We start from the raw sequence: 23,957 nt of genomic DNA, 5'->3' as shown, positions 1-23,957 counted from the left end.
TTACTTGGTTTTGTTCTGAATTTTCTCAAATCCAAAGGCCCAAACCAGGCCTTCTGTTTTTAGAATTTTCAGGGTTTGTGTATTATTCAGTCTTCAATTGTAAAGGTACGGGGCATTTCCACAAAGAACAAGCTGTCTTGTCCAAAATGTCATATGCCGAACGCAGAAGGAGGGATTTGAACCCTCGCGCCGCTACTAACGACCTACTCCCTTTCCAGGGGAGCCCCTTCAGCCGCTTGGGTACTTCTGCTTGGCTGATGCTTTTTGCCTACTCCCAAAGACCGGAAGCATGGCAATCATTATTTATTTAATTCCGCAGGCAAATCATAAAATCCGTCTGCAGCGGAGAGAGTGGGATTCGAACCCACGCGCCCTTGCGGACAAACGGTTTTCAAGACCGCCTCGTTATGACCACTTCGATATCTCTCCAAACGTGCTTTTCTATTTTACAGAAGATTAGCAGTTTTGTCAAGTGTTTTTTTAAATCTTTTTGAAAAACTTTTTTCTGACTGTTTTTCTGTGTTGCCCTGTTCAGCGGCAACTTGGATAGTCTATCATGTATTTCGACATAAGTCAACACCTTTTTTAACTTTTTTTATTTAACATGGTTTCGGCTATCAAAAGGTCTTCAGGGGTGGTGATTTTTATGTTCTCATAGCTGCCCTGGGTCATGTGGATCCTGACTCCCATCTGGGCTTCCACCACCATTGCGTCGTCTGTCACATGACTGCAGTCTTCCTTCATCTGACGTGTAAATGCCTCTGCAATCAAAGGCACCGAAAACACCTGGGGAGTCTGGGCCTGCCATACAAGGCTGCGTCTGGGGCTGTCCACAATACAGCTGTCCTCATCAACCAGTTTAATGGTGTCCTTTACAGGCATCCCCACCACACAGGCCTTCCACTTCACCACATCCTCATATGCCCTGGCTATGATTTCAGGGGTCACAAAGGGACGGGCGCCGTCATGGATGAATACATACCCTTCCCGTCTTGCCCTGGAAAGCGCCTCATCCTCCCACTCTTCCTTGTCCATCATGGTACAGAGCGCCTTCCATACGCTCTCGTACCGCTCCCTGCCGCCTGCTCCCACCGTGGATACCTTGTCCAGATGATAGGCATCCACGATTTCCTTTTTACAGTATTCAAGATGGCCTGCATCTGTCATCAGGATTATCTCGTCAATCAGGGAAGATTCCTGAAATGCCAGAAGTGCATGGGCTACCACCGGCATGTCTCCGATTTCCAGATACTGCTTTGCTGTCCGGGTGCCCATCCTGGCGCCTTTGCCCGCTGCCAGCACAACAGCCGTACAATATTGCTTTTCCATGGTACCTGCCCTCCTTACCGTTCGCCAAGTTTAAGGTTGGGGACAGCGTTCAAATCCCAGCCTGAGACATTTCCCTTCAAATACTCATAATAGGCAGCTGCGCCAATCATGGCCGCATTGTCCGTACAGAATATGGGCGAGGGATGATAGAACTTTACCCCCTCCTTTTTGCAGGCTTCCTCCATGGCGCTTCTGAGGGCTGTATTGCTGGCAACCCCTCCTGCAATGGCCAGCTTCTTATACCCAAACTCCCGGGCAGCCAGTATGGCCCGGCTTACCAGGGATTCCACGACTGAATTCTGGAATGAGGCCGCCAGGTCAGGCACATTTATCTCCTCGCCGATCATGCGGGCATGGTTGATGTGGTTCAGGACCGCCGACTTGAGTCCGCTGAAGCTGAAATCATAGGGCGAGCCATCCACCTTGCCCCTGGGGAATTCCATGGCATGGGGATTGCCCTCCCTGGCCGCTTTGTCAACCTTGGGTCCGCCCGGATATCCCAGGCCCACGGCCCTGGCCACCTTATCAAACGCCTCTCCTGCCGCATCGTCCCTGGTACGTCCGATGATTTCGAATTCACCATAATCCTTCACAATCACCAGGTGGGTATGGCCGCCGGATACGATCAGGCATACGAAGGGCGGCTCAAGGTCCGGGTTCTCAATAAAGTTAGCGGACACATGGCCTTCTATATGATGCACTCCAACCAGCGGTTTTTTTGCAGCATAGGCCAGGGCCTTGGCTTCCGCCACTCCCACCAGCAAAGCGCCTACCAGCCCCGGACCGTAGGTCACGCCGATGGCAGTGATGTCCTCCAGGCTTACCTGGGCCTCTGCCAGCGCCCGCTCTATCACGTAATTCACGGCCTTGATATGCTCCCTGGAAGCAATCTCCGGAACCACGCCCCCATATACAGTATGGGTCGCAATCTGGGAAGTAATCACATTGGACAGCACGGTCCTTCCGTTTTTCACCACGGAAGCGGCTGTCTCGTCACAGGAACTTTCTATTGCCAATATTAAAATATCCTCTGAAGTATTTCCAATCATAATCCCATCTCCACTAATCCTCATCAAATTCCAGTTCCATGGTCCAGCCATCCCTGGCAGCCTTTGCCCGCGGGAAAATGCTCCGTACCTCATCCATATATTCCTCAGGCCTTGTCAGGGAAGGGCTGTAATGGGTCAGCCACATCTGCGCCGGCTGTGCTTCCCTGGCCAGATAAGCTGCTTCGTAAAAGGTCATATGTTTGTATTCCTTTGCTTTGGCAGCCTTGTCCTTTTCACCGTACATGCCTTCGCAGATAAAGAGGTCCGCACCGGCCGCATATTCTGCAATCACAGGCACCGGTCTGGTATCCGTACAGTATGTCACTTTCAGGCCCCGCCTGTCAGGTCCCAGCACCATCCCCGGGGTCAGCAGCCTTCCCTCGTGTTCCATCTCCTCGCCTTTCTGAAGCCGGCTCCAGAACTTCTGGGGAATCGCCTCCGCCTTTGCCCTCTCCACGTCAAAGCGCCCGGTGCGGGGAATGGAAATGGAGTACCCGTAACAGATTACATTGTGGTTTACCCTGTAGGCATCAATCACATACGGCCCCAACTCCATATGTTCCCTGTTCTCTGTCAGCTCCACGAACTTCAGCTCAAAGGGAAGCTCCGGCGCAATGGTGCGCAGGGCGGAGACCACCCGCTCCAGCCCCTTGGGACCAACCAGCGTGAGGGGTTCCACCCGCTCCGCATTGCCCATGGTCAGAAGCAGTCCCGGAAGGCCGCTGATATGGTCTGCATGGTAATGGGTAAAGCAGATGACATCAATGGGTTTGGGACTCCATCCCTTCTCCTTTAACGCCACCTGGGTGCCCTCGCCGCAGTCAATCAGCAGGTTGCTTCCCCTGCATCTTGCCATCATGGAGGTGAGCCATCTGTATGGAAGAGGCATCATGCCCCCGGTTCCTAATAAACATATATCTAACATATCAGTTCCTCATCTTTTCTTGTTAACTTTGGAAATCATAACACAGATTGTATTGAATAATCAAGAGGAGGCAGGAAAAGTTCTGTGTGATATGGAGGAAAATGACGGTGTGCCCGGCAGACCTCCTATATCCACGGGTCATGGACAGCAAAAAACCAGGATGACCGGACCGCCCTTACATGGGAATGGTCACGGATATCCTGGTTCGATGTTTCCCGGTTCAATGTTTCCTGGTTCAATATAAGCCTATAATAATTCTATCTGTTCTTCTGTTTCCACAGGAAGCCGGAAACCGGAAATCCATTCGTCGTAACAGTCTTCACACAAGTCAAAATGATGGACCTGTCCGTCTTTTTCGGAAAAATAATCCCATGCATGGTCAATTCCGATGGAACCTTCACGGATGATTCCATGCTCCACAACCAGCTTCTTTCCGCAGCAGTTGCAAAGGACTGCCTCCAGCTGCCCGTTTCTATTGTACCTCTTCATATGAACCCTCGCCTTTCTCTTTCATCATGTCCTCTCATCCATTCCCTTTATCCTTCGAAACATGCTCCATGCAAAAATGAAGAGGAATGTCCGATTCCTCTCCATTATATACACAAAATATACATATTTTAAGTGGAAATTGTTTCATATTCCCCTGTTCCACATGATGACCGCGTCCTCGGGCGGATTATGATAATACCCCCTGCGCAGGGCCTCCTGCCTGAAACCGTAGGATTCATAAAGCTTTCTGGCTCCGGCGTTACTTTCACGGACCTCCAGGGCAATGGAGCGCACGCCCCTTCCTCTGGAAAAAGTGACCATGGCGTCCATGAGTTTCCTTGCGATTCCCTGCCTGCGGTAACCGGGCAGGACAGCAATCCGCTGTATCTCACCTTCATCTGCCAGTATCCTTATAATACTGTATCCAAGAATCTGGCCGTGGTCCTCGTACACAAAGTACGTGTCCAGCCTGCTGTCCAGGCCGGAACGCAGCAGGCTCTCAGACCATTTTTCCGAAAAGCATACCTGCTCCAGGCCGGTTACGGCCTCGATATCCCGGGCAGTCATGGGGCGCACCCCTCTGATTAACTCCATACACCAATCCTCACTGCATATTTTACATCAATAATCGCCCGGCAGCTTCGCAGCTGCCCCCTTGGCGGAAAGTTCCGCCTCACGCTGGCGTTCTGCCTGGGGCTTCCTCAGATAATCCGGGGCAAAGTCAGCCGCGCTCACAAGACGGGCTCCATGGTAGTCCCCGGCTCCGGTTACGGCTCCAGCTCCAGTCCCGGCTCCAATTACTGCCCCGGCTCCAGTCCCGACACCGCTACCTGCACCCAAAAGCGCCGTCATTCCCAGGACCGCCACACAGGACGCCCTCTGCCGGTTCATCTGGGCCGGTGCAAATCCATAGCTTACCTGCATTTCCTCTTCAATGATGCTTCTGTACACGGGCACGCCGTCCCCCAGGAATATGACCCGCTCCCCTCTTTCATTCAGAAGACGGGCCAGCTCCCTCATATCCATGGGACACTGTTCCATCAGCACCTTAAGGCCGTCCTCCACATGATAAAGCCCGGTATATACCTGGCTTCTCTTGGCATCCATGATCGGGCACACAAGGCCTGACGTCCCCCACATATTATATGCCATGGCATCCACGGTAGGAACATGTACCAAAGGCTTTTTAAGGGCCAGGCCCAGTCCCTTGGCAGTGGCTGCGCCGATGCGCAGGCCGGTGAAGGAACCGGGGCCTCCTGCCACGGCAATGGCGTCAATGGTATCAAGGTCCAGTTCCAGCAGCTTTACGATCTCATCCAGCATAGGTAAGAGCGTCTGGGAATGGGTCTTCTTAAAATCCACCGTGTATTCGGCCGTCATTATATCATCCGTCACCAAGGCCACGCTGGCAACCAGGGATGAACTTTCAATTCCTAATACCCTCATCACGTTTCCTCCACTGTAATCCGCCTGTAATCAAACCCTTGCTCCAGGTTCTTTTCAATGACCACCTTCACCACATGTTCTGGAAGTATCTCTTCAATCAGCCCGGACCACTCAATCAGGCACACGCCGTCCCCGAAAAAGCAGTCCTCATAACCGATTTCGTCCATCTCACTGACATCCCCAATGCGGTATACATCAAAATGATACAGGGGCAGCCTCCCCTCCTCATACTGCTGGACAATGGTGAAGGTAGGGCTGTTCACCGGACCCTCAATCCCAAGGCCGGCTGCAAATCCCTGGGTGAACACGGTCTTGCCCACGCCCAGGTCGCCGTTCAGGCAGACAATCTGCCCCGGCGCGGCTTCCTCCCCCATCTTCCTGCCCAGCTCATATGTTTCCTCCGGTTTCCATGTTTCAAACACTGTCATGACTAAATTCCTTTCATGGTAAGGGCAATCCTTTTCTTTGCCAGATCCACGCTGATGATCTTGACGTCCACAACATCCCCCACGCTCACCGCCTCCAGCGGATGCTTGATATACCTGTCGGTCAGCTGTGAGATATGTACCAGGCCGTCCTGGTGCACTCCGATGTCCACAAAGGCGCCAAAATCAATTACATTGCGCACCGTCCCCTTAAGGACCATGCCCGGCTTCAGGTCCTTCATCTCCAGGATATCGCTTCTGAGGATTGGCTTTGGCATCTCATCCCTTGGGTCCCTGGCAGGCTTTTCCAGTTCCCCTGCAATATCGCGCAGGGTAATCTCGCCCACCTCCAGCTCGGACGCCATTTTCCTGTAATCCACAATCTTCTTGCCGATTCCTTTGATGCCTCCCTGGTTCAGCTCAGACAGGTCATATCCCAGACGGTCCAGAAGCTTCCTGGCCGCCTCATAGCTCTCAGGATGCACGCTGGTGCCGTCCAGGGGATTCTCCCCGCCTGTAATCCGCATAAAGCCTGCGCACTGTTCGAACGCCTTGGGACCAAGCTTGGCAACCTTTAACAGCTGTTTCCTGTTCTTAAACGCCCCGTTCTCCTCCCTGTAGGCCACAATGTTCTTAGCCAGGGCCTTATTGATGCCGGACACGTACTCAAGCAGGGAAGCGGATGCCGTATTAAGGTCCACGCCCACCTTGTTCACGCAGTCCTCCACCACTCCTTCCAGTGTTTCGCCCAGATGCTTCTGGTTCATGTCATGCTGGTACTGTCCCACGCCAATGGACTTGGGGTCAATCTTCACCAGTTCTGACAGCGGGTCCTGAAGGCGCCTTGCAATGGATACGGCGCTGCGCTGTCCCACGTCAAAATTAGGGAATTCCTCCGTGGCAAGCTTGCTGGCGGAATATACGGATGCGCCCGCCTCATTGACAATCACATACTGCACCGGCTCCTTGATTTCTTTTAAAAGCTCCACGATAATCTGCTCGGATTCCCTGGACGCCGTTCCATTTCCAACGGAAATCAGGGAAATGTCATATTTTTTAATAAAATCCTTTACTATCTTCTTGGATTCCGCCACCTTGTTCTGGGGCGCCGTGGGATAAATCACCACTGTATCCAGCACTTTTCCCGTGCTGTCCACAACAGCCAGCTTACAGCCCGTACGGAAGGCCGGGTCCCATCCAAGGACAACCCGCCCCACAATGGGAGGCTGCATCAGAAGCTGTTCCAGGTTCTTTCCAAATACCTTGATGGCGCCTTCCTCTGCCCGTTCCGTCAGCTCGCTGCGGATTTCACGTTCGATGGATGGGCCTATGAGCCTTTGATAGCTGTCGGCCGCAACCTCCTTTAAAACAGGCGTGGTATGGGGGTTGTCCCTTACAATGGTCTGCTTCTCAAGGTACATGAGGATCTGGTCTTCCGGGGCCAGGACCTTAACCGTGAGTATCTTCTCGTTCTCCCCGCGGTTCAGGGCCAGGACCCTGTGTCCGGCACACTTTTTAACCGGCTCCTCGTAATTATAGTACATCTCATACACGGACTGGACCTTCTCATCCTTGGCCGAGGACTGGACCACACCCTTGTTCATGGTTGCATTCCTGATATAGGTGCGGTACTCCGCATTATCCGAGATGCGCTCCGCCAGGATATCCTTGGCCCCCTGGATGGCATCCTCCGCGGTTTCCACGCCCTTTTCCTGGGAAATGTAGGCGGCGGCAGCCTGGATCAACGGCTCCTTCACCATCTGCATGCTGATTAAATCCGCCAGGGGCTCCAGGCCCTTTTCCTTTGCAATCATGGCCCGGGTCCTGCGCTTTGGCTTATAGGGCCTGTATAAATCCTCCACAGCCACCAGGGTCTGTGCCTCCCTGATACTGCGTTCCAGCTCAGGGGTCAGCTTCTCCTGTTCTGCAATGGATGCGATGACCTGGTTCTTGCGGTCTTCCAGGTTGCGCAGATATTTTAACCGTTCGTCCAGATTGCGCAGTACCTCGTCGTCCAGGGAGCCTGTGGCTTCCTTGCGGTATCTGGCAATAAAGGGAATGGTGTTGCCTTCATCAATCAGCTTTACGGCTGCCTCTGCCTGGTGGCGGCCAATCTTCAGTTCTTCCGCCAGTTTCTTAATAATGTCCATGGGTAATCCTCACCTATCTGTAATCTAACTAACTTATATATTATAGTTCATCCCTTCTTCTTATGCAAGTTCTGTTACAATGGAATTGTCTTCATCTGGACACGGCGTGTAATTCGTGATAAAATAAGCAGGATAACTACAGAAAAACTACCGTAAGGACTTACAGAAAGGTATCTGTTCAGAATTATGAATGAAACTTATAATAGCCAAAACCCTAACACCGGCAAACAGCCAAGGAACCCAAAGGAATCCACTTCCTCAGAGCGCCTGGCAACCTGCTCCATGATAGCAGGGATTACCGGCATGATTTGCAGCTTCTTTTATTTTCCGGTATCCCTTGTCAGCGGCAGCAACACGCCTACCGGGATGATCTGCGGCATCATCGGCATTGTCCTTGCCATCATGTCAAGGAATGCGGATGTCAGCGGCAAGAAAAGCTTTAATGCCCGTGCAATCACAGGCATTGTGCTCAGCGGCCTTGCCATTGCGCTGACCTTCTTCTTTTTCTATCTGCTGGGCTGCTACTATGAAATCCTCAGCGACCCGGAGATGGGACCTAAGTTTAATGAGTACATCAACCGCATCCAGCAGCAGATGCACCTGTCCGGCGGTTCCTCCTGGATCCACCTCTGATTGGGACCTTATCCCCATGGCGGCAGCAGGTCCACGCCGAAGAATACCAGCAGCACATTCTTGCATATCCAGTTAACCACGACAATACCTGCCGCTATATACACAAACAGCGTCTCATGCCCCAGATACAATCTGGGGTTTTTTGCTGTCTTTGAGATGGCAAGGCTGACCAGCTCCAGGGTCAGCACCGCCGCCGTATAGAGGACCAGGGGATGGTACTGGAAACTCAGCCCCAGGTTCCCTGCCATCATGGCACGCACCGCCCTTGTACCGCCGCAGCCAGGGCAGTACAGTCCTGTTAAAAGATGAAACAGGCAGGGAAATCCCTGCCTTGTCATCCGTTCAATGATTCCTGTCATATAATCCCGTACCTTCTACAGCATTGCCCGGATCATCTGCTTGATTCCATAATCAGACCTGGCCTGCTCTGCGCTGTCATATGCGGTTGCCGCTGCCTTGAATTCCCCCTCTGACATCTCGGATGTAAGCACCGCGAACTCATCCATACCGTAAAGCTCCACGACCTCCACCTTACCAAAGGCCCTCTTCACATCCTGCTCCTTGTTGCGGTAGGAACCGGCCACACGGACAAAATAGCGGAACCTTGCCTGATCCATGGATTCGATGGCCTGCTTTTCACCGGACCATCCAATGTTCAGATTGTGGTCCAGGTTCTGGGCCGCCTCAATGATGTCCGCCACCACCGCGCTGGCAGTGGGAAGCTTTCCTGCTCCGCTTCCGTAGAACATGGAAACCCCCAGCATGTTCCCCTTAACCATGATTCCGTTAAACACATCATTGACAGAATACAGGGGATTATTCTTCTGGATCATCACAGGAGCCACAAATGCGTTCACCTTGCCGTCCTTGATGCGGCTGGTGCCAAAAAGCTTGACCGAGGTCCCCATCTTCTCCGCATACTTAAAGTCAATATCCGTAATCCTGGTAATCCCCTCTGTGTAGATATCCTCGTAATCCACTTCCCTGCCCGTTGCCATGGCAGTAAGGATAGCTATCTTGCGGCAGGTGTCATGGCCTTCCACGTCGGCCTCCGGGTTGCGCTCCGCATACCCCAGGTTCTGTGCTTCCTTCAGCGCATTCTCAAACGACTCTCCCTCTTTATCCATCTTGGTCAGGATAAAGTTGGTGGTGCCGTTGAGGATTCCCGTAATCTCTTCAATCCTCTCCCCCATCAGGCACCGGTACATGGGCCTGATAATCGGGATACCGCCGCCCACGCTGGCTTCAAACAGGAAATTCACGCCCTTTTCCCTGGCAATGGCTAAAAGCTCGGTTCCATAGGCAGCCACCAGGGCCTTGTTGGATGTGGCCACATGCTTTCCGGCCAGAAGGCAGGCCTTGACAAATGGATAGGCCGGGTTCAGTCCGCCCATGGCCTCCACCACGATCTGCACCTCTTCGTCCTGCTCAATCACCTTGAAATCATGGACAATCTTATCCGCCACCGGGCTGTCCGGAAATTCCCTCAGGTCCAGCACGTATTTCAACTCCACTTCCTGGCCCGCCTGCTTCGCTATCACGTCCTTATTCTGTTCCAAAACCTCTGCCACGCCGGAACCGATTGTCCCGTATCCCATTATTGCCGTCTTAATCATAATCCTTCCGCTCCCTGTGTTTTATTTTCAATGCTGTGCCACCGGCACCATATCTGTCTGTCAAAGCCGCCTATTCCCTGGCAAGGATCTTAACGTAATGGATTCCCTCCAGCTCCTCCAGCTCATCAATCATGCTGGACACATTGCCTGTGTCATCCCTGACTTCCACGCTCAGGGTGAGGGTAGCCACGCCGTTGACCGGAATACTCTGATGGATGGTAAGGATATTCGCCCTGTACACCGCCACCACGTGAAGCAGATCACTGAGAAGCCCCTGTTCATCATCCATCTGTACCACCAGGGTAATGGTCTTGCCTTTGGTATTGTCATAAAACGGGAAAATGTCATCCTTATATTTATAAAAGGAACTGCGGCTGATTCCCACCTTATCCGTTGCCTCCTGCACCGTAATGGCCCGCTCTGTCTCCAGAAGCTTCTTGGCCTCCACCACCTTTAGGAGGACCTCCGGCACCGCCTTCTGCTTAACCACAAAGTATTTGCTTTTGTCTTCCATTCTTTAATCCTTTCATAGGTCCGCATTCATGTCCGCATTAGGAATACATCTGTGCTCATGAGGAAGATATTAGCACAATTTTATTGAAAATGCAACCACTTTTTATGCCATACTTCCGGCGGCATTCTTAGGCATGCCGGATAAGTACAAAAAAAACAGGCCCGGATTCTTCCATATTCCAGGCCTGTTCATGTTTATTCCTAATCCATTAATCCTCTGTCGCCGCATTCTTATCCGGGCATCCCAAACTCATCCACCGCAGATATGCACTGATGAATGAATCAATATTTCCGTCCAACACCGCATCCACATTGCCGCTCTCCTCGCCGGTCCGGTGGTCTTTGACCATGGTATACGGCTGGAGCACATAGGAGCGGATCTGGCTTCCCCATCCATTGTCCTTTACATCTCCCCGGATACCGGCAGCCTTGGCAGCCTGCTCCTCCTGCTTAAGCAGGAACAGCTTGGACTTAAGCATCTGCATGGCCTTATCCTTGTTCTGGAACTGGGACCGCTCATTCTGGCAGGTAACCACGGTTCCGCTGGGGAAATGGGTGATACGGATGGCGGATGAGGTTTTGTTGATATGCTGTCCGCCTGCACCGCTGGAACGGTAGGTGTCAATACGGATGTCATCCGGGTTAATCTCTATGTCAATGTCTTCCTGGATGTCCGGCATGATATCGCAGGACACAAAGGAGGTCTGGCGCTTTCCCGCAGCGTTAAAGGGCGATATGCGGACCAGACGGTGCACACCGTGTTCAGAGCGCAGGTAACCGTAGGCATTTTCCCCATTAATCTGCACTGTAACAGACTTGATACCGGCTTCATCCCCGTCCAGGAAATCCAGTACCTCTGTCTTGAATCCCTTTTTCTCTGCCCAGCGGCAGTACATGCGGTAAAGCATGCTGCACCAGTCACAGGACTCCGTGCCGCCTGCCCCCGCGTTCAGGCGCAGTATGGCATTGTTGCTGTCATATTCACCGGACAGAAGTAGCTTCATGCGCATCTTCTCAAGGGTATCGGAAAAATGGCCCAGCATCTCTTCAATCTCCGGAATCAGGGAGGCGTCATTTTCCTCATATCCCATCTGGATCATGACCTGGATATCCTCATATTCCTGTTCCAGTTCCCGGAACGTCTCCACTTCATCCTTCAGGTTCTTGGCTTCCCTGACCATCCTTGTGGACTTCTCAGGGTTATCCCAGAATCCCGGCTCTTCCATGGATTTATCTAATTCATCGATTCGTCTGACCTTGTTATCCAGGTCAAAGTGAATCCCTCACTTCCACTAATGGTTTGTCATACGTTGATAACGTATATTTAAAATTATCTAACTCTACCACAGCTTCACCCGCTTCCATTTTATATTTTCTCCCGGCCTTGTGCATGCCGGCCTTATATTGCAATTAATTATTTAATCCTTCCGTGGCACTGCTTATACTTCTTACCGGAACCACATGGGCATGGATCGTTCGGATAAACCTTCTGCTCCGCCCGCTTCTTCGGCGCGCTGGCAAGGGAGGTATCCTTGTTGGTGCCTGTTACCTTGGCAGCCGGCTCACGCTCCACCTTCTGCTCAACCCTGATGTGGAACAGGATACGCACGGTCTCCTCCTGCACGGCAGCCATCATGGCCTCGTACATCTCATAGCCCTGCATCTTATATTCCACGACCGGATCCCTCTGGCCATATGCCTGAAGGCCGATACCCTCACGCAGTGCATCCATATCATCCAGATGGGCCATCCACTTGTTGTCAATGACCTTAAGAAGTACAACGCGCTCAATCTCACGAATCTGCTCAGGCTCAGGGAATTCAGCTTCCTTTGTCTCGTAAAGCTTGATGGCCTCTTCCTTCAGGTTGTGCTTTAACTCGTTCTTCTTCATGGACTTCTTCTGGTCCTCGCTCAGGATGACCGGCTTTAAGGGAATAACAGGAAGAAGAAGGTTGTTCAGCTCCTTAAGGTCCCATTTATCCGGGGTCTGGTCATCGGAGACAGACATATCCACTGCGTTCTCAACAATATCCGTAATCATCTTAAGGATAAGGTCGCGCATGTTGTCGCCGTCCAGGACCTTACGGCGCTCCGCGTAGATGACCTCACGCTGTTCGTTGTTCACTTCGTCGAACTTAAGGAGCTGCTCACGGATACCGAAGTTGTTGCTCTCTATCTTCATCTGCGCCTTCTCAATTGCATTGGAAAGCATCTTGTGCTCTATCTGCTCACCCTCCGGCACACCCATTGCCTCAAACATGGCCATGAGACGGTCAGAACCAAAGAGCCTTAAAAGGTCATCCTCAAGGGACAGGTAGAACCTGGACTCACCCGGGTCTCCCTGACGTCCGGAACGTCCGCGCAGCTGGTTGTCAATACGGCGTGACTCATGACGCTCCGTACCGATGATCTTCAGTCCGCCCAGTTCCTTGGATTCCTCATCCAGCTTAATATCCGTACCACGGCCTGCCATGTTGGTGGCAATGGTTACGGAACCATGGATACCTGCATCTGCTACAATCTCAGCCTCCAGCTCATGGAACTTGGCATTCAGCACCTTATGGGGGATTCCGCGCTTATTCAGCATCTTGCTGAGCAGTTCGGAAGTCTCAATGGCAATGGTACCCACCAGGACAGGCTGCCCCTTTTCATGGGCCCTTGCGACCTCATCCACAACTGCCTTGTACTTTTCCTTCTTGGTCTTATATACGGCATCATCCAGATCCTTACGGACCATCGGCCTGTTGGTCGGTATGGCGATGACGTCCATTCCGTAAATGTTACGGAACTCCTTCTCCTCTGTAAGGGCTGTACCTGTCATACCTGACTTCTTGGTATACTTGTTAAAGAAGTTCTGGAAGGTAACGGTAGCCAGGGTACGGCTCTCACGGCGCACGTTCACATGCTCCTTGGCCTCGATTGCCTGATGGAGTCCGTCTGAATAGCGGCGTCCCGGCATGATACGTCCTGTAAATTCATCAACAATAAGAACTTCGTCATCCTTTACAACATAATCCTTATCACGGAACATCAGGTTGTTGGCGCGCAGGGCCAGGATGATATTATGCTGGATTTCCAGGTTCTCAGGGTCAGCCAGGTTCTCAATGCGGAAGAACTCCTCCACCTTCTTAACGCCCTGCTCGGTCAGGTTCACGACCTTATCCTTTTCATCTACAACAAAATCCCCGGTCTCCTCAATCTCCTCACCCATGATGGCGTCAATCTTGGAAAATTCCTTGGACACGGTCCCGCGCTCCAACTGGCGCGCCAGCACATCGCATACCTCATACAGCTTGGTGGACTTGCCGCTTTGGCCTGAAATAATAAGAGGCGTCCTGGCCTCATCAATCAGCACGGAGTCAACCTCATCGATGATGGCGTAATCCAGGTCGCGCAGAACCAGCTGTTCCTTATAGATAGCCATGTTGTCACGCAGATAGTCAAATCCCAGTTCATTGTTGGTAACATATGTGATATCACATGCATATGCTTCCTTACGCTGTTCACTGGTCATGTCATTCAGCACCACACCCACGCTCAGGCCCAGGAAACGGTGCACCTGGCCCATCCACTCAGCATCTCGCTTTGCCAGATAGTCATTGACCGTTACAATCTGCACACCCTTGCCGCTCAGTGCGTTCAGGTAAGCAGGACAGGTGGATACCAGCGTCTTACCTTCACCCGTACGCATCTCAGCAATACGGCCCTGGTGAAGCACGATGCCGCCGATGAGCTGTACAGGGAAATGCTCCATATTCAGGGTTCTTTTTGCCGCCTCACGGACAGTGGCAAATGCCTCCGGCAAAATGTCATCCAGTGTCTCGCCTCCAGCCAGTCTCTCCTTAAGGATCCTGGTCTGGTCGCGCAGTTCCTCATCTGACTTGGCCATCATATCCGTGCGCATGCTTTCAATCTTTGCCACTATCGGCCTTATCATCTTCAGTTCTCTTTCACTGTGAGTCCCGAACACCTTTTCAATTACGTTCATGGTATACTCTCCTAACTTCTTCCTTATATAATAGAAAATCATTTTCAACCAGCGTCTGTATCTGCATCACCTGTCAGGGCAGTTCCTTCAGGACCCGGCACTGCCTTGCAGTACTTATATTATCTGCCCGCTGATTCCAGTCTATTCCTTTACATTCCACGATACTCTCCTGTCGTGGACCTGCCGGACCTTCCCACAATGCTTTCCGATTGTGGATTTTCCGCATAAAATCCTGCAAATACTACGCCTATGATACAATCTTACTTATTGTAGCACTTGAAGAGGATTTATTCAACGGGTTAATGAAAAATTAACATTTTGGACATAAAATCAACGGTTTTACAGGGTTTTCCGGGTTATATACAGCCTGAAACGCCATACAGAAGGTCTGATTCCAGCCGCTCCTGCATATAAATAAGAACGGGTCCGGTCATTGTCATGATTCCCGGAACCCGTTCTTCCATTACCCCAGTATCTGCGCCACGACCGGCCGCAGCCTCCCCGCCACCATGATGGCAAGCACACACAGCACAACGTCCGGAAACATGGTGGGCAGACAGTAAACCGCAAATATGGCTCCCCACCCAACCGTGTTGGGCGTTACCACAATCCAGTGGGTTATAAAATAAAAATAAAGAATCCCCATTCCATAATAAATCACATACCCAACCGATGCCGCAAATATCCAGGTACCTGGTTTGGATGAGTGCAGCCATTCACAGATCTTGCCCATGGCATAGGCTGCCAGCGCAAACCCCAGTAAAAAGCCGAAGGTGGGGCGGAGCAGATACGCCGGTCCGCCTCCCCGTGCAAAAACAGGGATTCCCATAAGCCCGATCAACAGATAGGTGGACACACTTAAGAACGCCCTCTTTGACCCCAGAAGCAGTCCTGCCAGCAGCACAAAAAACCACTGAAGGGTGAAATTCATGCTGTCCGCGCCCACCGGTATCACAATTTTTATAAATGCGCCAACTGCTATCAATGCTGAAAACAGCCCGCATACCGTTAAATCCCTTGCCTTTCCCCGTCTCTGTACCATAACCCTGCTTTCATAATTCATCTGTCTTTCTCCTCCGTCTCAATGCCAGGCAATTGCTATCAACATTATTCTACTGCTTTTTTATCATTTAAACAACCATCTTTCATTATTAGCCCCATTTTTCCGGCCCTCTTATGGTCAACCAAGCACATTGCACAAAAAATGTGTTCGATTTTTTACCTGTCCACATTATCCCCAGAAGTTTATGCACATTACCCCCAAAGTTATCCACATCCCAGTTTGTCCATTTTAAGGCAAAAAATAGTTATACACTGACTTATCCACATTATCCACAAGTTTATAAGTTTTGGCCTCCAAACTTTACCCAGGCTTAACAGAAATTTTATTTTTGTACACTTCTGATAAACTTTCATATTTCGGAAGAAAATACAAGTTTTTCTCTTGACATTTTAGGGTGGTTCCTATTGATGATTCAATGGTCATTCCCCTGATACAAAGATTATTTTTATAAAAAATTAAGATAAATTGTTAGGCAATTCATCGGTTCTGATTGTAATTTTATACTAAATATGTTATAATGTCACTATCTCAAGAAAAGGAGTTGATGATTATGCGTTATACCATAACAGGACGAAATATTGAGGTAACTCCAGGTTTGAAGGCTGCCGTTGAAAAGAAGATAGGCAAGCTGGAACATTTCTTCACTCCGGACACCGAAGTAATCGTAGCGCTGAGCGCGCAGAAAGACAGGCAGAAGATTGAAGTAACAATCCCGGTCAAGGGCAATACCATCCGTGCAGAAGAATCCAGTACAGACATGTACGTATCCATCGATCTGGTGGAGGAGGTTATTGAACGCCAGATCCGGAGATATAGAAAGAAACTGATTGACAAGAAACAGGCGGCAATCTCTTTCTCTCAGGCATTCATAGAGGAAGAGGATGAAGTGCAGGACGATGAGATCCAGATTGTCAAGACCAAGAAGTTTGCCATTAAGCCAACCATTCCTGAGGAGGCATGCCTGCAGATGGAGATGCTGGGCCACAGCTTCTACGTATTCTTAAACGCGGATACGGACCAGGTCAATGTTGTTTACAAACGTAAGAACGGAACCTATGGTCTTATTGAACCGGAATTCTAGTCATATAAGATGATGGAAGGATGTTTCATCTAAATAAGGACAAGACTGCAGCCAGTGCAATGCTGGCTGCAGTTTTTATGTGTCCGCTGATGACACAATGGCCATCCTCCATTGCATGGAAGCATTTGGTCAAAAGCTGCCGGACCTAAAAAGGGACCATGCACCGTAAACCGTGCATGATCCCTTTTATCTGTGGGTAATCTGTCAATCAATACCATCTTTATGTACCAGCTCCATATCCCGGCCCCCGCACTTCCCTAATCCAGGAATGTAACAGCCTTGCATGGCGTCCTGTAATTGGAAGGCGCAATGCAGATACCGGTCGCAGGAGTACTGGAGTGGATGATCTGACCGCCTCCTATGTATATGGCCACATGGTTGATATAATCGCCGCTGGCGTAGAACAGCAGGTCGCCCGGCTTTACATCGCTCACAGGAATCACCTTTCCCCTGGCCGCCTGGTCCCTGGAACTCCTGCCCGTACTTATACCGAAATGGGCGAATACGCTCTGGGTAAATCCGGAACAGTCCGCGCCGCTTGTAAGGCTTGTCCCTCCGTACACATATGGATTGCCTAAGAACTGCTTGGCATACGCCACCACCGCATTCCTGGTGGCCGATACCACCTCTGAGGAAGGACTTCCGCCGCCTCCTGGTCCCTTGGACTGGCTTCCCTCTGTTTCCTTCTGGGTTGTGGGCGCTGCCACCGTGGCATCCTTTCCATTCTCCGGATTGGCTGCAATGGTCTGGATCACAGGATCCGTGGGCTTGCCCTCTTCCTTCTTAGGCGCTGCAGTGGTAGGCGCTTCCGTGGTCTTCTCAGCCTTTGTGGAAGCTGCAGTAGTCTTTTTCTCAGAGTCTTTCTTCTTAGCGTCTTCCAGGGCCTTCAGGGCCTTTTCAGCCTCCTCCTTGCGCTTGGCCTCCTCTGCTTCCTTAGCCTTCTCCTCTTCCACGGACACGGCCTTGTTAAACTCCACGCTGGTCTTCATATATTCCTTGAACACATATCCTTCCAGGTCCGAGTCCACGGAAACCTTCAGGAAGTCCCCTTCTTCTCCCGTAACCACATAATGGGCGCCCTCAGAGAGAAGGGTCAGGGTCTTGCCCTCCAGGTTAGGGGTATCCCGCAGACGCAGGCTGGGCGTACCCACAATCGTACCGTAGGTGGTCCCCACCTGTCTGGCCTTTGCCTCTGCCTGCTCACCTGTCACAAAATACTCTGCCTTTATGTAGCCGGTAACGGAACCGGACTGTATCTTATACCACTTGCCGCCCTCTCCATCCACGGTACCCAGGATGGTTGCCGCTGAATCGTTGTATATCTTACCCGCAACACCGCTGCTGGTATTGGCATCGGTTCTGATGTTCACGGATCCATTGACCTTGGAGACAGCTATGTTATCATATGGAGATGACTTGGGTTTTGCCGCCTTGGTTTCCTTGGGTGCTGCCTGTGTCTGTGCGGCCGCCTGGGTTCCTGAACCTGAAGAAGCCGAACCATTACCAGAAGACGCACCTTTATTACTGCCAGAACCGCTCCCCTGATTCTTCGCAGTCCTGGTTTCCATATCAGAATAGATGGACGCCAACTGCTTTTCAGGCTCCGTGTTGCCTGCATAGAAATTATTCAGCGCCACGGAGATACCTGCAAGGGAAGAACCGGTCTCCAGATTGGTGGATGCCAGGGCAGGCGCTGCAAATGCGCAGCTGCACAGACCGCTGACAGCCAGTATTCTCTTCCACTTCTTCATCTGCTCTGCAACCCCCTAGTTCTCTATCAGGTACCGTTCCACACTGGTAACTGCATTGGCGCCGTCCGCCGCCGCTGTAATGATCTGACGCAGGGGTTTGGTCCTCACATCCCCGGCCGCAAAGATACCGGGAACAGATGTCACTCCGTCTTCTCCGGCCTTGATATATCCGTGGTCCATGTCCACAATCCCCTCAAAGGCCTTGCTCTCCGGGGAAATGCCCACCGCGATGAACACGCCCTGGACATCCAGGTCCGTCTTCTCCCCGGTCTTCACATTGGTTACGGACAGGCTCTTTACCATGCCCTCGCCGTTGATGCAATCCGCAACCGTATCCCAAACCACTTCCACGTTCTCAAGGCCAAGGATTGTCTCCTGAAGGCTCTTGGCGGCCCTCAGCTCATGCCTTCTGTGAATCAGGTACACCTTACTGCACATGCGGGCCAGGAAGATTGCATCCTCCACAGCCACGTCCCCGCCGCCAATGACAGCAGTTACCTTGTTGCGGAAAAATGCCCCGTCGCAGGTTGCACAGTAGGACACACCCGCCCCTGCCAGTTCCTCCTCGCCAGGTATGCCAAGCTTCCTGTGGACAGCTCCTGTGGCAAGTATGAGGGTCCTGGCTTCATAGGTCTCATGTCCGCATACCACCCGCTTAATTTTCCCCTGGTCCTCAATCCTTACCACATCATCCTCTGCAAAGGCGGCTCCCAGCTGGTCCGCATGCTCCCGGAACTTAAGTCCCAGGTCGTATCCGCCGATACCGGGCAGACCGGGATAATTGTCCACCTCGTAGGTGGTGAGCACCTGGCCTCCGCTGACCATGGCCTTCTCAATCACAAGTGTATCAAGCCTTGCCCTCTGGGCATAGACTGCTGCGGCAAGTCCCGCCGGACCCGAGCCGATGATTACCAAATCATAAATATGTTCCATGTCTCTACCTTTTCCTTATCTAAGTTTCATTATTTTAGTATTTTGACCGATTTGTAATTATTATATCACAGATATTTAACATATTACAATTCAATTTCTTACAATTGTAGGAAGGATGTGATAAAATATAGATACAGTGTATGACAGAAAGGATGTGTGTCTATATGCCACGTAAAACAGTACTTGTCACCGGGGCATCCCGGGGCATCGGAAAGGCCATTGCGGTCAAATTTGCCAAAAAGGGCTACAACGTAGCCATCAGCTGCGTCCACAGGGAAGACAGGCTCTTACAGACCCAGAAGGAGATTGAAGGATTCCAGGTCCCCTGCCTTGCTTATAAGGGCGATATGGGTAACATGCAGTGCTGCGAGGAGCTGTTCGGGAAAATCAGGACCCAGTTCGGGGGCATCGACGTGCTGGTGAATAATGCCGGCATTTCCTATATAGGACTATTACAGGACATGTCTTCCCAGGACTGGGAACGGATGCTCTGCACCAACCTGACCTCTGTATTCAACTGCTGCAAGCTGGCCATTCCCTATATGCTCCAGCAGAAGCAGGGCAAGATCATCAACATCTCCTCTGTATGGGGTGTGGTGGGAGCGTCCTGTGAGACGGCTTATTCAGCCACCAAAGGCGGCATTAACGCGCTTACCAGGGCATTGGCCAAGGAGCTGGCCCCCAGCAACATACAGGTAAACGCAGTGGCCTGCGGGGCCATTGACACGGAGATGAACCAGTGGATGGAGGAGGACGAACTCATCTCCCTGGTGGAGGAGATTCCCTCAGGAAGGCTTGGGAAGGCAGAGGAGGTGGCCGACCTGGTATACCATCTCGGCTATAAGGAATCCTACCTTACAGGCCAGGTCATAGGGCTGGACGGCGGTTGGATCTAGCTGTTTTACAGGCTTTTACAAAGTTACGTTAAATTTCCATTTTCCTTACAAATACATTAACTGTATTGACCTTGGAGCAACTCCAGGGTGTAGAATTCAGCTATCGAAAACAAATACATTTAATAGGTTTTGCAAGGAGGGAATTTTCATGAGAAAGAAATATTTAGCAACAGCTGCCCTGACCCTGGCCCTGGCAGCAGGAAGCGCTATGACATCATTTGCAGCTGGTTTCGTAAGCACATCACAGGGTATGAAATATCAGTGGGGCTCCGGTGACTACTGCACCAACAACTGGGTCAACTATAAGAACCACTGGTTCTTCTTTGGCGCTGACCAGATCATGAGGACCGGATGGATCCAGAAAGACGGGACATGGTATTATGCGGCTGATACCGGCGAACTTCAGGGCGGCCTGATGAAAATCAATGGCAATGTCTACTATTTTGACAACAACAGCCTGAAGCTTCAGACCGGCAACCGCACCTTAAACGGCAGCTCCCACGAATTTACTGAGAACGGAACCACCGATGGCGGCCCATACGTCTACACGGAATGGAACAGTAACGGCACAATCAGACGCGGTACCAAATTCGGGGTACGTTAATAGATTGCATCATCACACAACCAAAAATACCCCTGTGGCCTGTCAGTGCCCAGGGGTATTTTTATTTTTACATGAACCGGGCCATCCCTTCCCTGAGACCATCCAGCCCGGCCAGGTGTTTCACCCTTCTCAGCCTGATTCCGGCTGCTTCACAGAGATGTTCAAGCACTGCCTCCATTATCACATTGGTGACCCGTATTTCCTTTGGGGCTCCGTGTTCCATGATAAAACCGATTAAATTCTCTGCCAGCGCCACATTGGGGTCCTCCTCCGGATCCAGCATATCCGCTTTTAGGATCATCTCCGACGCAGCCTCCACAATCAGACACAAAGGCGGATTGGCAGGGCGCTCATACATTTTATCACTGACCTGGGTGCCTAAATATGATATATCAGCCTCCAGGATATATTGGTTCCTGGGCGCCCGGGAAAGCTCTTCCATCAGCTTATCATCCGTGATAATCAGGTTATTGAACCGGTACATGGTAAATGGAAGTCCCTGTATCTGTCCACCCCATTGCCCCATCTTCCTGTCATAAGAGTATAAATACATATTGGCATTTTCAAAATCCCCATCCATATCATGGGCCTGGTAATATTCCAGCGCATCTGCCAGCCGTCCAAGATACCTGGTCATTCTTTGTACCTCGTCCTGATCATAATTGTATGGATAGTATCCTGCACAGTAAGACATGAAATAAAGCCACTGGTTCTTTCCCCGGTATTTATAGCCTAGCTCCTTTATGATTTCCCTCTGTTTCCCTGACAGTTCATCCCTGTTCCCCCAGTAGCAGGTAAGGTTGTGCTGGCTGAACATGGCGTATTCCATGGAAAGATTCATTGATTCGGACATGGTCAGCATCAGGAAGTCATTGAGCCCCTCATATCCTTCATAGGCAACAAGGCCGTAGCAGCCTCCCCCTCTGCCAAGAACGCTGAAAAATACGGTATCCTCCTCATTTCCTTCCTGAATCCCAATCAGATCCATGTCCCAGAAATGTTCCCATGGTTTAAGTTCCTTAATTTTAGTGGCAGCCTGGTATAAATCCTTCCACTCCTGTATGGACGCTTCTTTTCGCATTGTATTTCCTCCGGATCCGCCTATACTTATGCACTTATTGATAAATCAATATTAATACATCTGATACTATACGACATACTCAGATAACTCCGGAAAAACATCCAGCCTCTCCCTGACATAATGCCGTTTAAACCCGGCAAATGGCATTTCCTTTTTCAGCAGTACCTGTAATGTCCGCATAATCTGTTTGGATTCAGGTTTCTCTGCGTGAGCATTCAATTTTGTATACAAAACATTCATTTCTTCCTGTAATGCCCTTAACCGCATTTCACTTTTGTATATACGCATCCCTGTATTTCTCATATTAAATACTTCTTCCACAAGCCGGGCAGTCAACCCGGCTTCAGGGTCTTCCTGATTTTTGGGAATGACTGAGACATTATCCTCTTTCAGACCAAAGATAATGGCTTCCTCCGGATTCCTTTTACAGCAGTCTAATATACCGTCATCATACTTACTTTGGTTTTTTACACCATTACAATGTCCACATGCCCAGAAGAGATTTTCCCAATCGAATTTTCTTTCCTTATATCTGCCATCCTTATGGGGAAGCAGATGCTCTATCTGTGGGTCCTGTAACTCCTTCATTTCACAAATATAGCATTTGTTATGAAAATCACGTTTCAGCCTTTCTACCACATCGGGTTTGGCATAACTTCCATTAATCTTCGCAGCCTCCTTTAACAATGATTCCGGCGCGGGATAACTGCGTTCTATCTTTACCATTACAATAAATCCTCCCGGCTTTCGAAGTCTAATTTTAAACCTTTATACTCTGTTGATATATTTAAGGCCAGATAATCCGGTATTTCATCTAAGAATATTTCCAATTTAGCAATCTCAGCAATATCTTCATCGGAAAGATTTTTCTTTCTCACCAGCATTTTATATCTTTCATACTTTTCCCTTAACATAGCGGACATCTTATCCACATTAAAATATCCCTCAACAATTCCATCATAGGGCACATCTGTTAAGCCATCTTCCACCAGCAGATGGTTTTCCAAATCATAAATCACCACATTCTCCAGACTATTTAAAATAAATGGAGAATGGGTCGAAACAATAAACTGTATATTGGGAAATATGGTTGTCAATAAATCCAGAATCCTCTTCTGCAATTCCAGATGAAGGTGGGTCTCAATTTCATCAATGAGGACAATTCCCGGCATTTCGAATTTAAAGCTTCTGCCGGTCCGCTTTTCCATACGGATGATAATATCAACAATGATATCCAAAACCGCTGCATATCCACTGGAAAGGCTGTTAAAATCAAAGGGTTCCTTACCTGTTTCACAAATCGTAAATTGAAAGGTATCTTCATCAAAGTTCAGCTTTAAGGAGCCATCTTCAAAAATCCTGCCTAACAAATCCTCAAATTTATTAAACCAGGTCTTGATTACATCGGCCTTTTCCGTCTTACCTCCCGTTGCCGCCAGAGCCTGGGTCATCTTTAAATCCAGCAGATATTTAACAAAATCCTGGCGTGGCGTATCTGAAATTGAATAGTATTCCTTCAATTCCACCTTTTCTACATGTCTTGGAATCTCAGTGCGGAATATACGGTCTGCCCTATAATAGGCAGTGATATATCCACCAGCTTCATACATACTGCGCATCTTATTCAATGGATAATTCAATTGCATATTGATTCCTTGCTTTGCCTGTTCTATCCTTAGCTTATAATGCTCTATGCGTTTCCTTATATCTGCAATTTCATTATCGGATTTTCCATTTTTAATGCAGAATTCCAGATTATCTATACCTTTATTTAAATACTCTTGCGCTTCCATAGGGTCATTGGTTGTAGATACCGCATTCAAAAATCCTGCCATGGCATCCAAAACACTGGTTTTACCGCTCCCATTCCTTCCGGTAAATATCAGATGCTTCATTCTGTCTTTAGACAATGGAATGCGGATATCCTCCAAATGCCGGACCTTCTCTATTGTCAAAGCTGAAATAAATAGTTGATTCACTGTTCC

The 23,957-nt window shown here is 50.2% G+C and carries 23 protein-coding genes and 2 tRNA genes; 4 read left to right on the top strand and 21 right to left on the bottom strand.

From position 1 onward, the window contains the following. Positions 1 to 161: 161 nt before the first annotated feature. The 10 genes from LK536_RS49495 to LK536_RS49450 form a co-directional block, all read right to left on the bottom strand. A tRNA-Ser gene (locus tag LK536_RS49495) sits at positions 162 to 250 on the bottom strand. A gap of 93 nt (positions 251 to 343) precedes the next feature. After that, positions 344 to 429: transfer RNA gene (locus LK536_RS49490), tRNA-Ser, on the bottom strand. Positions 430 to 585: 156 nt separating this feature from the next. Next, positions 586 to 1,329 carry a 2-C-methyl-D-erythritol 4-phosphate cytidylyltransferase gene (ispD, locus tag LK536_RS49485; protein ID WP_008726520.1) on the bottom strand — a complete coding sequence of 248 codons (744 nt, stop codon included), beginning with the start codon at positions 1,327 to 1,329 and terminating at the stop codon, positions 586 to 588. A 14-nt stretch (positions 1,330 to 1,343) separates the two neighbouring features. Further along, positions 1,344 to 2,378 carry a tRNA (adenosine(37)-N6)-threonylcarbamoyltransferase complex transferase subunit TsaD gene (tsaD, locus tag LK536_RS49480; protein WP_227796530.1) on the bottom strand — a complete coding sequence of 345 codons (1,035 nt, stop codon included), beginning with the start codon at positions 2,376 to 2,378 and terminating at the stop codon, positions 1,344 to 1,346. Between the two features lie 13 nt (positions 2,379 to 2,391). After that, the gene (locus LK536_RS49475) at positions 2,392 to 3,303 is read right to left on the bottom strand and encodes a ribonuclease Z (RefSeq protein ID WP_008726516.1); all 912 of its coding nucleotides are present in this window, start codon (positions 3,301 to 3,303) and stop codon (positions 2,392 to 2,394) included. Positions 3,304 to 3,549: 246 nt separating this feature from the next. Then, positions 3,550 to 3,792 carry a hypothetical protein gene (locus tag LK536_RS49470; RefSeq protein WP_008726514.1) on the bottom strand — a complete coding sequence of 81 codons (243 nt, stop codon included), beginning with the start codon at positions 3,790 to 3,792 and terminating at the stop codon, positions 3,550 to 3,552. 144 nt (positions 3,793 to 3,936) lie between these two features. Then, positions 3,937 to 4,386: a ribosomal protein S18-alanine N-acetyltransferase gene (gene rimI / locus LK536_RS49465; protein WP_227796529.1), complete on the bottom strand. Its 450-nt coding sequence runs from the start codon at positions 4,384 to 4,386 to the stop codon at positions 3,937 to 3,939. 27 nt (positions 4,387 to 4,413) lie between these two features. Next, positions 4,414 to 5,238 carry a tRNA (adenosine(37)-N6)-threonylcarbamoyltransferase complex dimerization subunit type 1 TsaB gene (gene tsaB, locus LK536_RS49460; RefSeq protein ID WP_227796528.1) on the bottom strand — a complete coding sequence of 275 codons (825 nt, stop codon included), beginning with the start codon at positions 5,236 to 5,238 and terminating at the stop codon, positions 4,414 to 4,416. Beyond that, positions 5,238 to 5,666 carry a tRNA (adenosine(37)-N6)-threonylcarbamoyltransferase complex ATPase subunit type 1 TsaE gene (gene tsaE / locus LK536_RS49455; RefSeq protein WP_025483835.1) on the bottom strand — a complete coding sequence of 143 codons (429 nt, stop codon included), beginning with the start codon at positions 5,664 to 5,666 and terminating at the stop codon, positions 5,238 to 5,240. Before tsaE ends, tsaB begins: the two co-directional genes overlap by 1 nt. A 2-nt stretch (positions 5,667 to 5,668) precedes the next feature. Continuing rightward, entirely contained in the window at positions 5,669 to 7,813 is a 2,145-nt protein-coding gene (locus LK536_RS49450; protein ID WP_120057964.1) for a Tex family protein, read from the bottom strand. Between the two features lie 186 nt (positions 7,814 to 7,999). Between LK536_RS49450 and LK536_RS49445 the strand changes: the two genes are divergently transcribed. Further along, complete coding sequence (locus LK536_RS49445) at positions 8,000 to 8,446, top strand: DUF4190 domain-containing protein (RefSeq protein ID WP_227796527.1); 447 nt, start codon at positions 8,000 to 8,002, stop codon at positions 8,444 to 8,446. Between the two features lie 8 nt (positions 8,447 to 8,454). Here the strand turns inward: LK536_RS49445 and LK536_RS49440 are convergent, their stop codons facing one another. From LK536_RS49440 to LK536_RS49415, 6 genes are all read right to left on the bottom strand, one after another. Beyond that, a complete protein-coding gene (locus LK536_RS49440; RefSeq protein WP_227796526.1) occupies positions 8,455 to 8,805 on the bottom strand; it encodes a DUF2752 domain-containing protein in 351 nt (116 codons plus the stop codon). Positions 8,806 to 8,820: 15 nt separating this feature from the next. Then, on the bottom strand, positions 8,821 to 10,062 hold the full coding sequence (locus LK536_RS49435) for a homoserine dehydrogenase (protein ID WP_025483840.1): 1,242 nt from the start codon (positions 10,060 to 10,062) through the stop codon (positions 8,821 to 8,823). Positions 10,063 to 10,132: 70 nt separating this feature from the next. Beyond that, on the bottom strand, positions 10,133 to 10,576 hold the full coding sequence (locus LK536_RS49430; RefSeq protein WP_008726505.1) for an ACT domain-containing protein: 444 nt from the start codon (positions 10,574 to 10,576) through the stop codon (positions 10,133 to 10,135). A gap of 208 nt (positions 10,577 to 10,784) precedes the next feature. Then, a protein-coding gene (prfB, locus tag LK536_RS49425) for a peptide chain release factor 2 (protein ID WP_120058048.1) occupies positions 10,785 to 11,922 on the bottom strand; the annotation gives its coding sequence in 2 pieces (ribosomal slippage) (positions 10,785 to 11,846 and positions 11,848 to 11,922; 1,137 coding nt in all). 67 nt (positions 11,923 to 11,989) lie between these two features. Continuing rightward, entirely contained in the window at positions 11,990 to 14,563 is a 2,574-nt protein-coding gene (gene secA, locus LK536_RS49420) for a preprotein translocase subunit SecA (RefSeq protein WP_008726484.1), read from the bottom strand. A 463-nt stretch (positions 14,564 to 15,026) separates the two neighbouring features. Beyond that, entirely contained in the window at positions 15,027 to 15,626 is a 600-nt protein-coding gene (locus tag LK536_RS49415; RefSeq protein ID WP_085952124.1) for a biotin transporter BioY, read from the bottom strand. 550 nt (positions 15,627 to 16,176) lie between these two features. Between LK536_RS49415 and hpf the strand changes: the two genes are divergently transcribed. After that, on the top strand, positions 16,177 to 16,707 hold the full coding sequence (gene hpf, locus LK536_RS49410) for a ribosome hibernation-promoting factor, HPF/YfiA family (RefSeq protein ID WP_025483857.1): 531 nt from the start codon (positions 16,177 to 16,179) through the stop codon (positions 16,705 to 16,707). Positions 16,708 to 16,964: 257 nt separating this feature from the next. On the opposite strand, the gene LK536_RS49405 is transcribed toward hpf, so the two are convergent. Together LK536_RS49405 and trxB are read right to left on the bottom strand one after the other, a co-directional pair. Next, positions 16,965 to 18,458, bottom strand: coding sequence for a C40 family peptidase (locus LK536_RS49405; protein WP_008726478.1), 1,494 nt, complete (start codon positions 18,456 to 18,458; stop codon positions 16,965 to 16,967). Positions 18,459 to 18,473: 15 nt separating this feature from the next. Continuing rightward, positions 18,474 to 19,391, bottom strand: coding sequence for a thioredoxin-disulfide reductase (trxB, locus tag LK536_RS49400; protein ID WP_227796525.1), 918 nt, complete (start codon positions 19,389 to 19,391; stop codon positions 18,474 to 18,476). A gap of 164 nt (positions 19,392 to 19,555) precedes the next feature. On the opposite strand from trxB, the gene ymfI reads away from it, so the two are divergent. Both ymfI and LK536_RS49390 read left to right on the top strand, forming a co-directional pair. Then, positions 19,556 to 20,287: an elongation factor P 5-aminopentanone reductase gene (gene ymfI, locus LK536_RS49395; RefSeq protein ID WP_025483859.1), complete on the top strand. Its 732-nt coding sequence runs from the start codon at positions 19,556 to 19,558 to the stop codon at positions 20,285 to 20,287. A 148-nt stretch (positions 20,288 to 20,435) separates the two neighbouring features. Next, entirely contained in the window at positions 20,436 to 20,891 is a 456-nt protein-coding gene (locus LK536_RS49390; RefSeq protein WP_008726473.1) for a hypothetical protein, read from the top strand. Between the two features lie 67 nt (positions 20,892 to 20,958). Here LK536_RS49390 and LK536_RS49385 read toward each other — a convergent pair whose 3' ends face one another. The 3 genes from LK536_RS49385 to LK536_RS49375 form a co-directional block, all read right to left on the bottom strand. Then, the gene (locus LK536_RS49385; RefSeq protein ID WP_227796524.1) at positions 20,959 to 21,972 is read right to left on the bottom strand and encodes a DUF7309 domain-containing protein; all 1,014 of its coding nucleotides are present in this window, start codon (positions 21,970 to 21,972) and stop codon (positions 20,959 to 20,961) included. 66 nt (positions 21,973 to 22,038) lie between these two features. Beyond that, positions 22,039 to 22,698, bottom strand: a complete 660-nt coding sequence (locus tag LK536_RS49380; protein WP_227796523.1) for an HNH endonuclease family protein — start codon at positions 22,696 to 22,698, stop codon at positions 22,039 to 22,041. Next, entirely contained in the window at positions 22,698 to 23,951 is a 1,254-nt protein-coding gene (locus LK536_RS49375) for an AAA family ATPase (RefSeq protein WP_227796522.1), read from the bottom strand. The genes LK536_RS49380 and LK536_RS49375 overlap by 1 nt, the downstream gene beginning before the upstream one ends. Positions 23,952 to 23,957: the final 6 nt, after the last annotated feature.

This window comes from Clostridium pacaense, from assembly GCF_020709765.2.
GTDB lineage: Bacteria > Bacillota > Clostridia > Lachnospirales > Lachnospiraceae > Enterocloster > Enterocloster hominis.
This window is presented reverse-complemented; position numbering and strand designations above follow the sequence as displayed.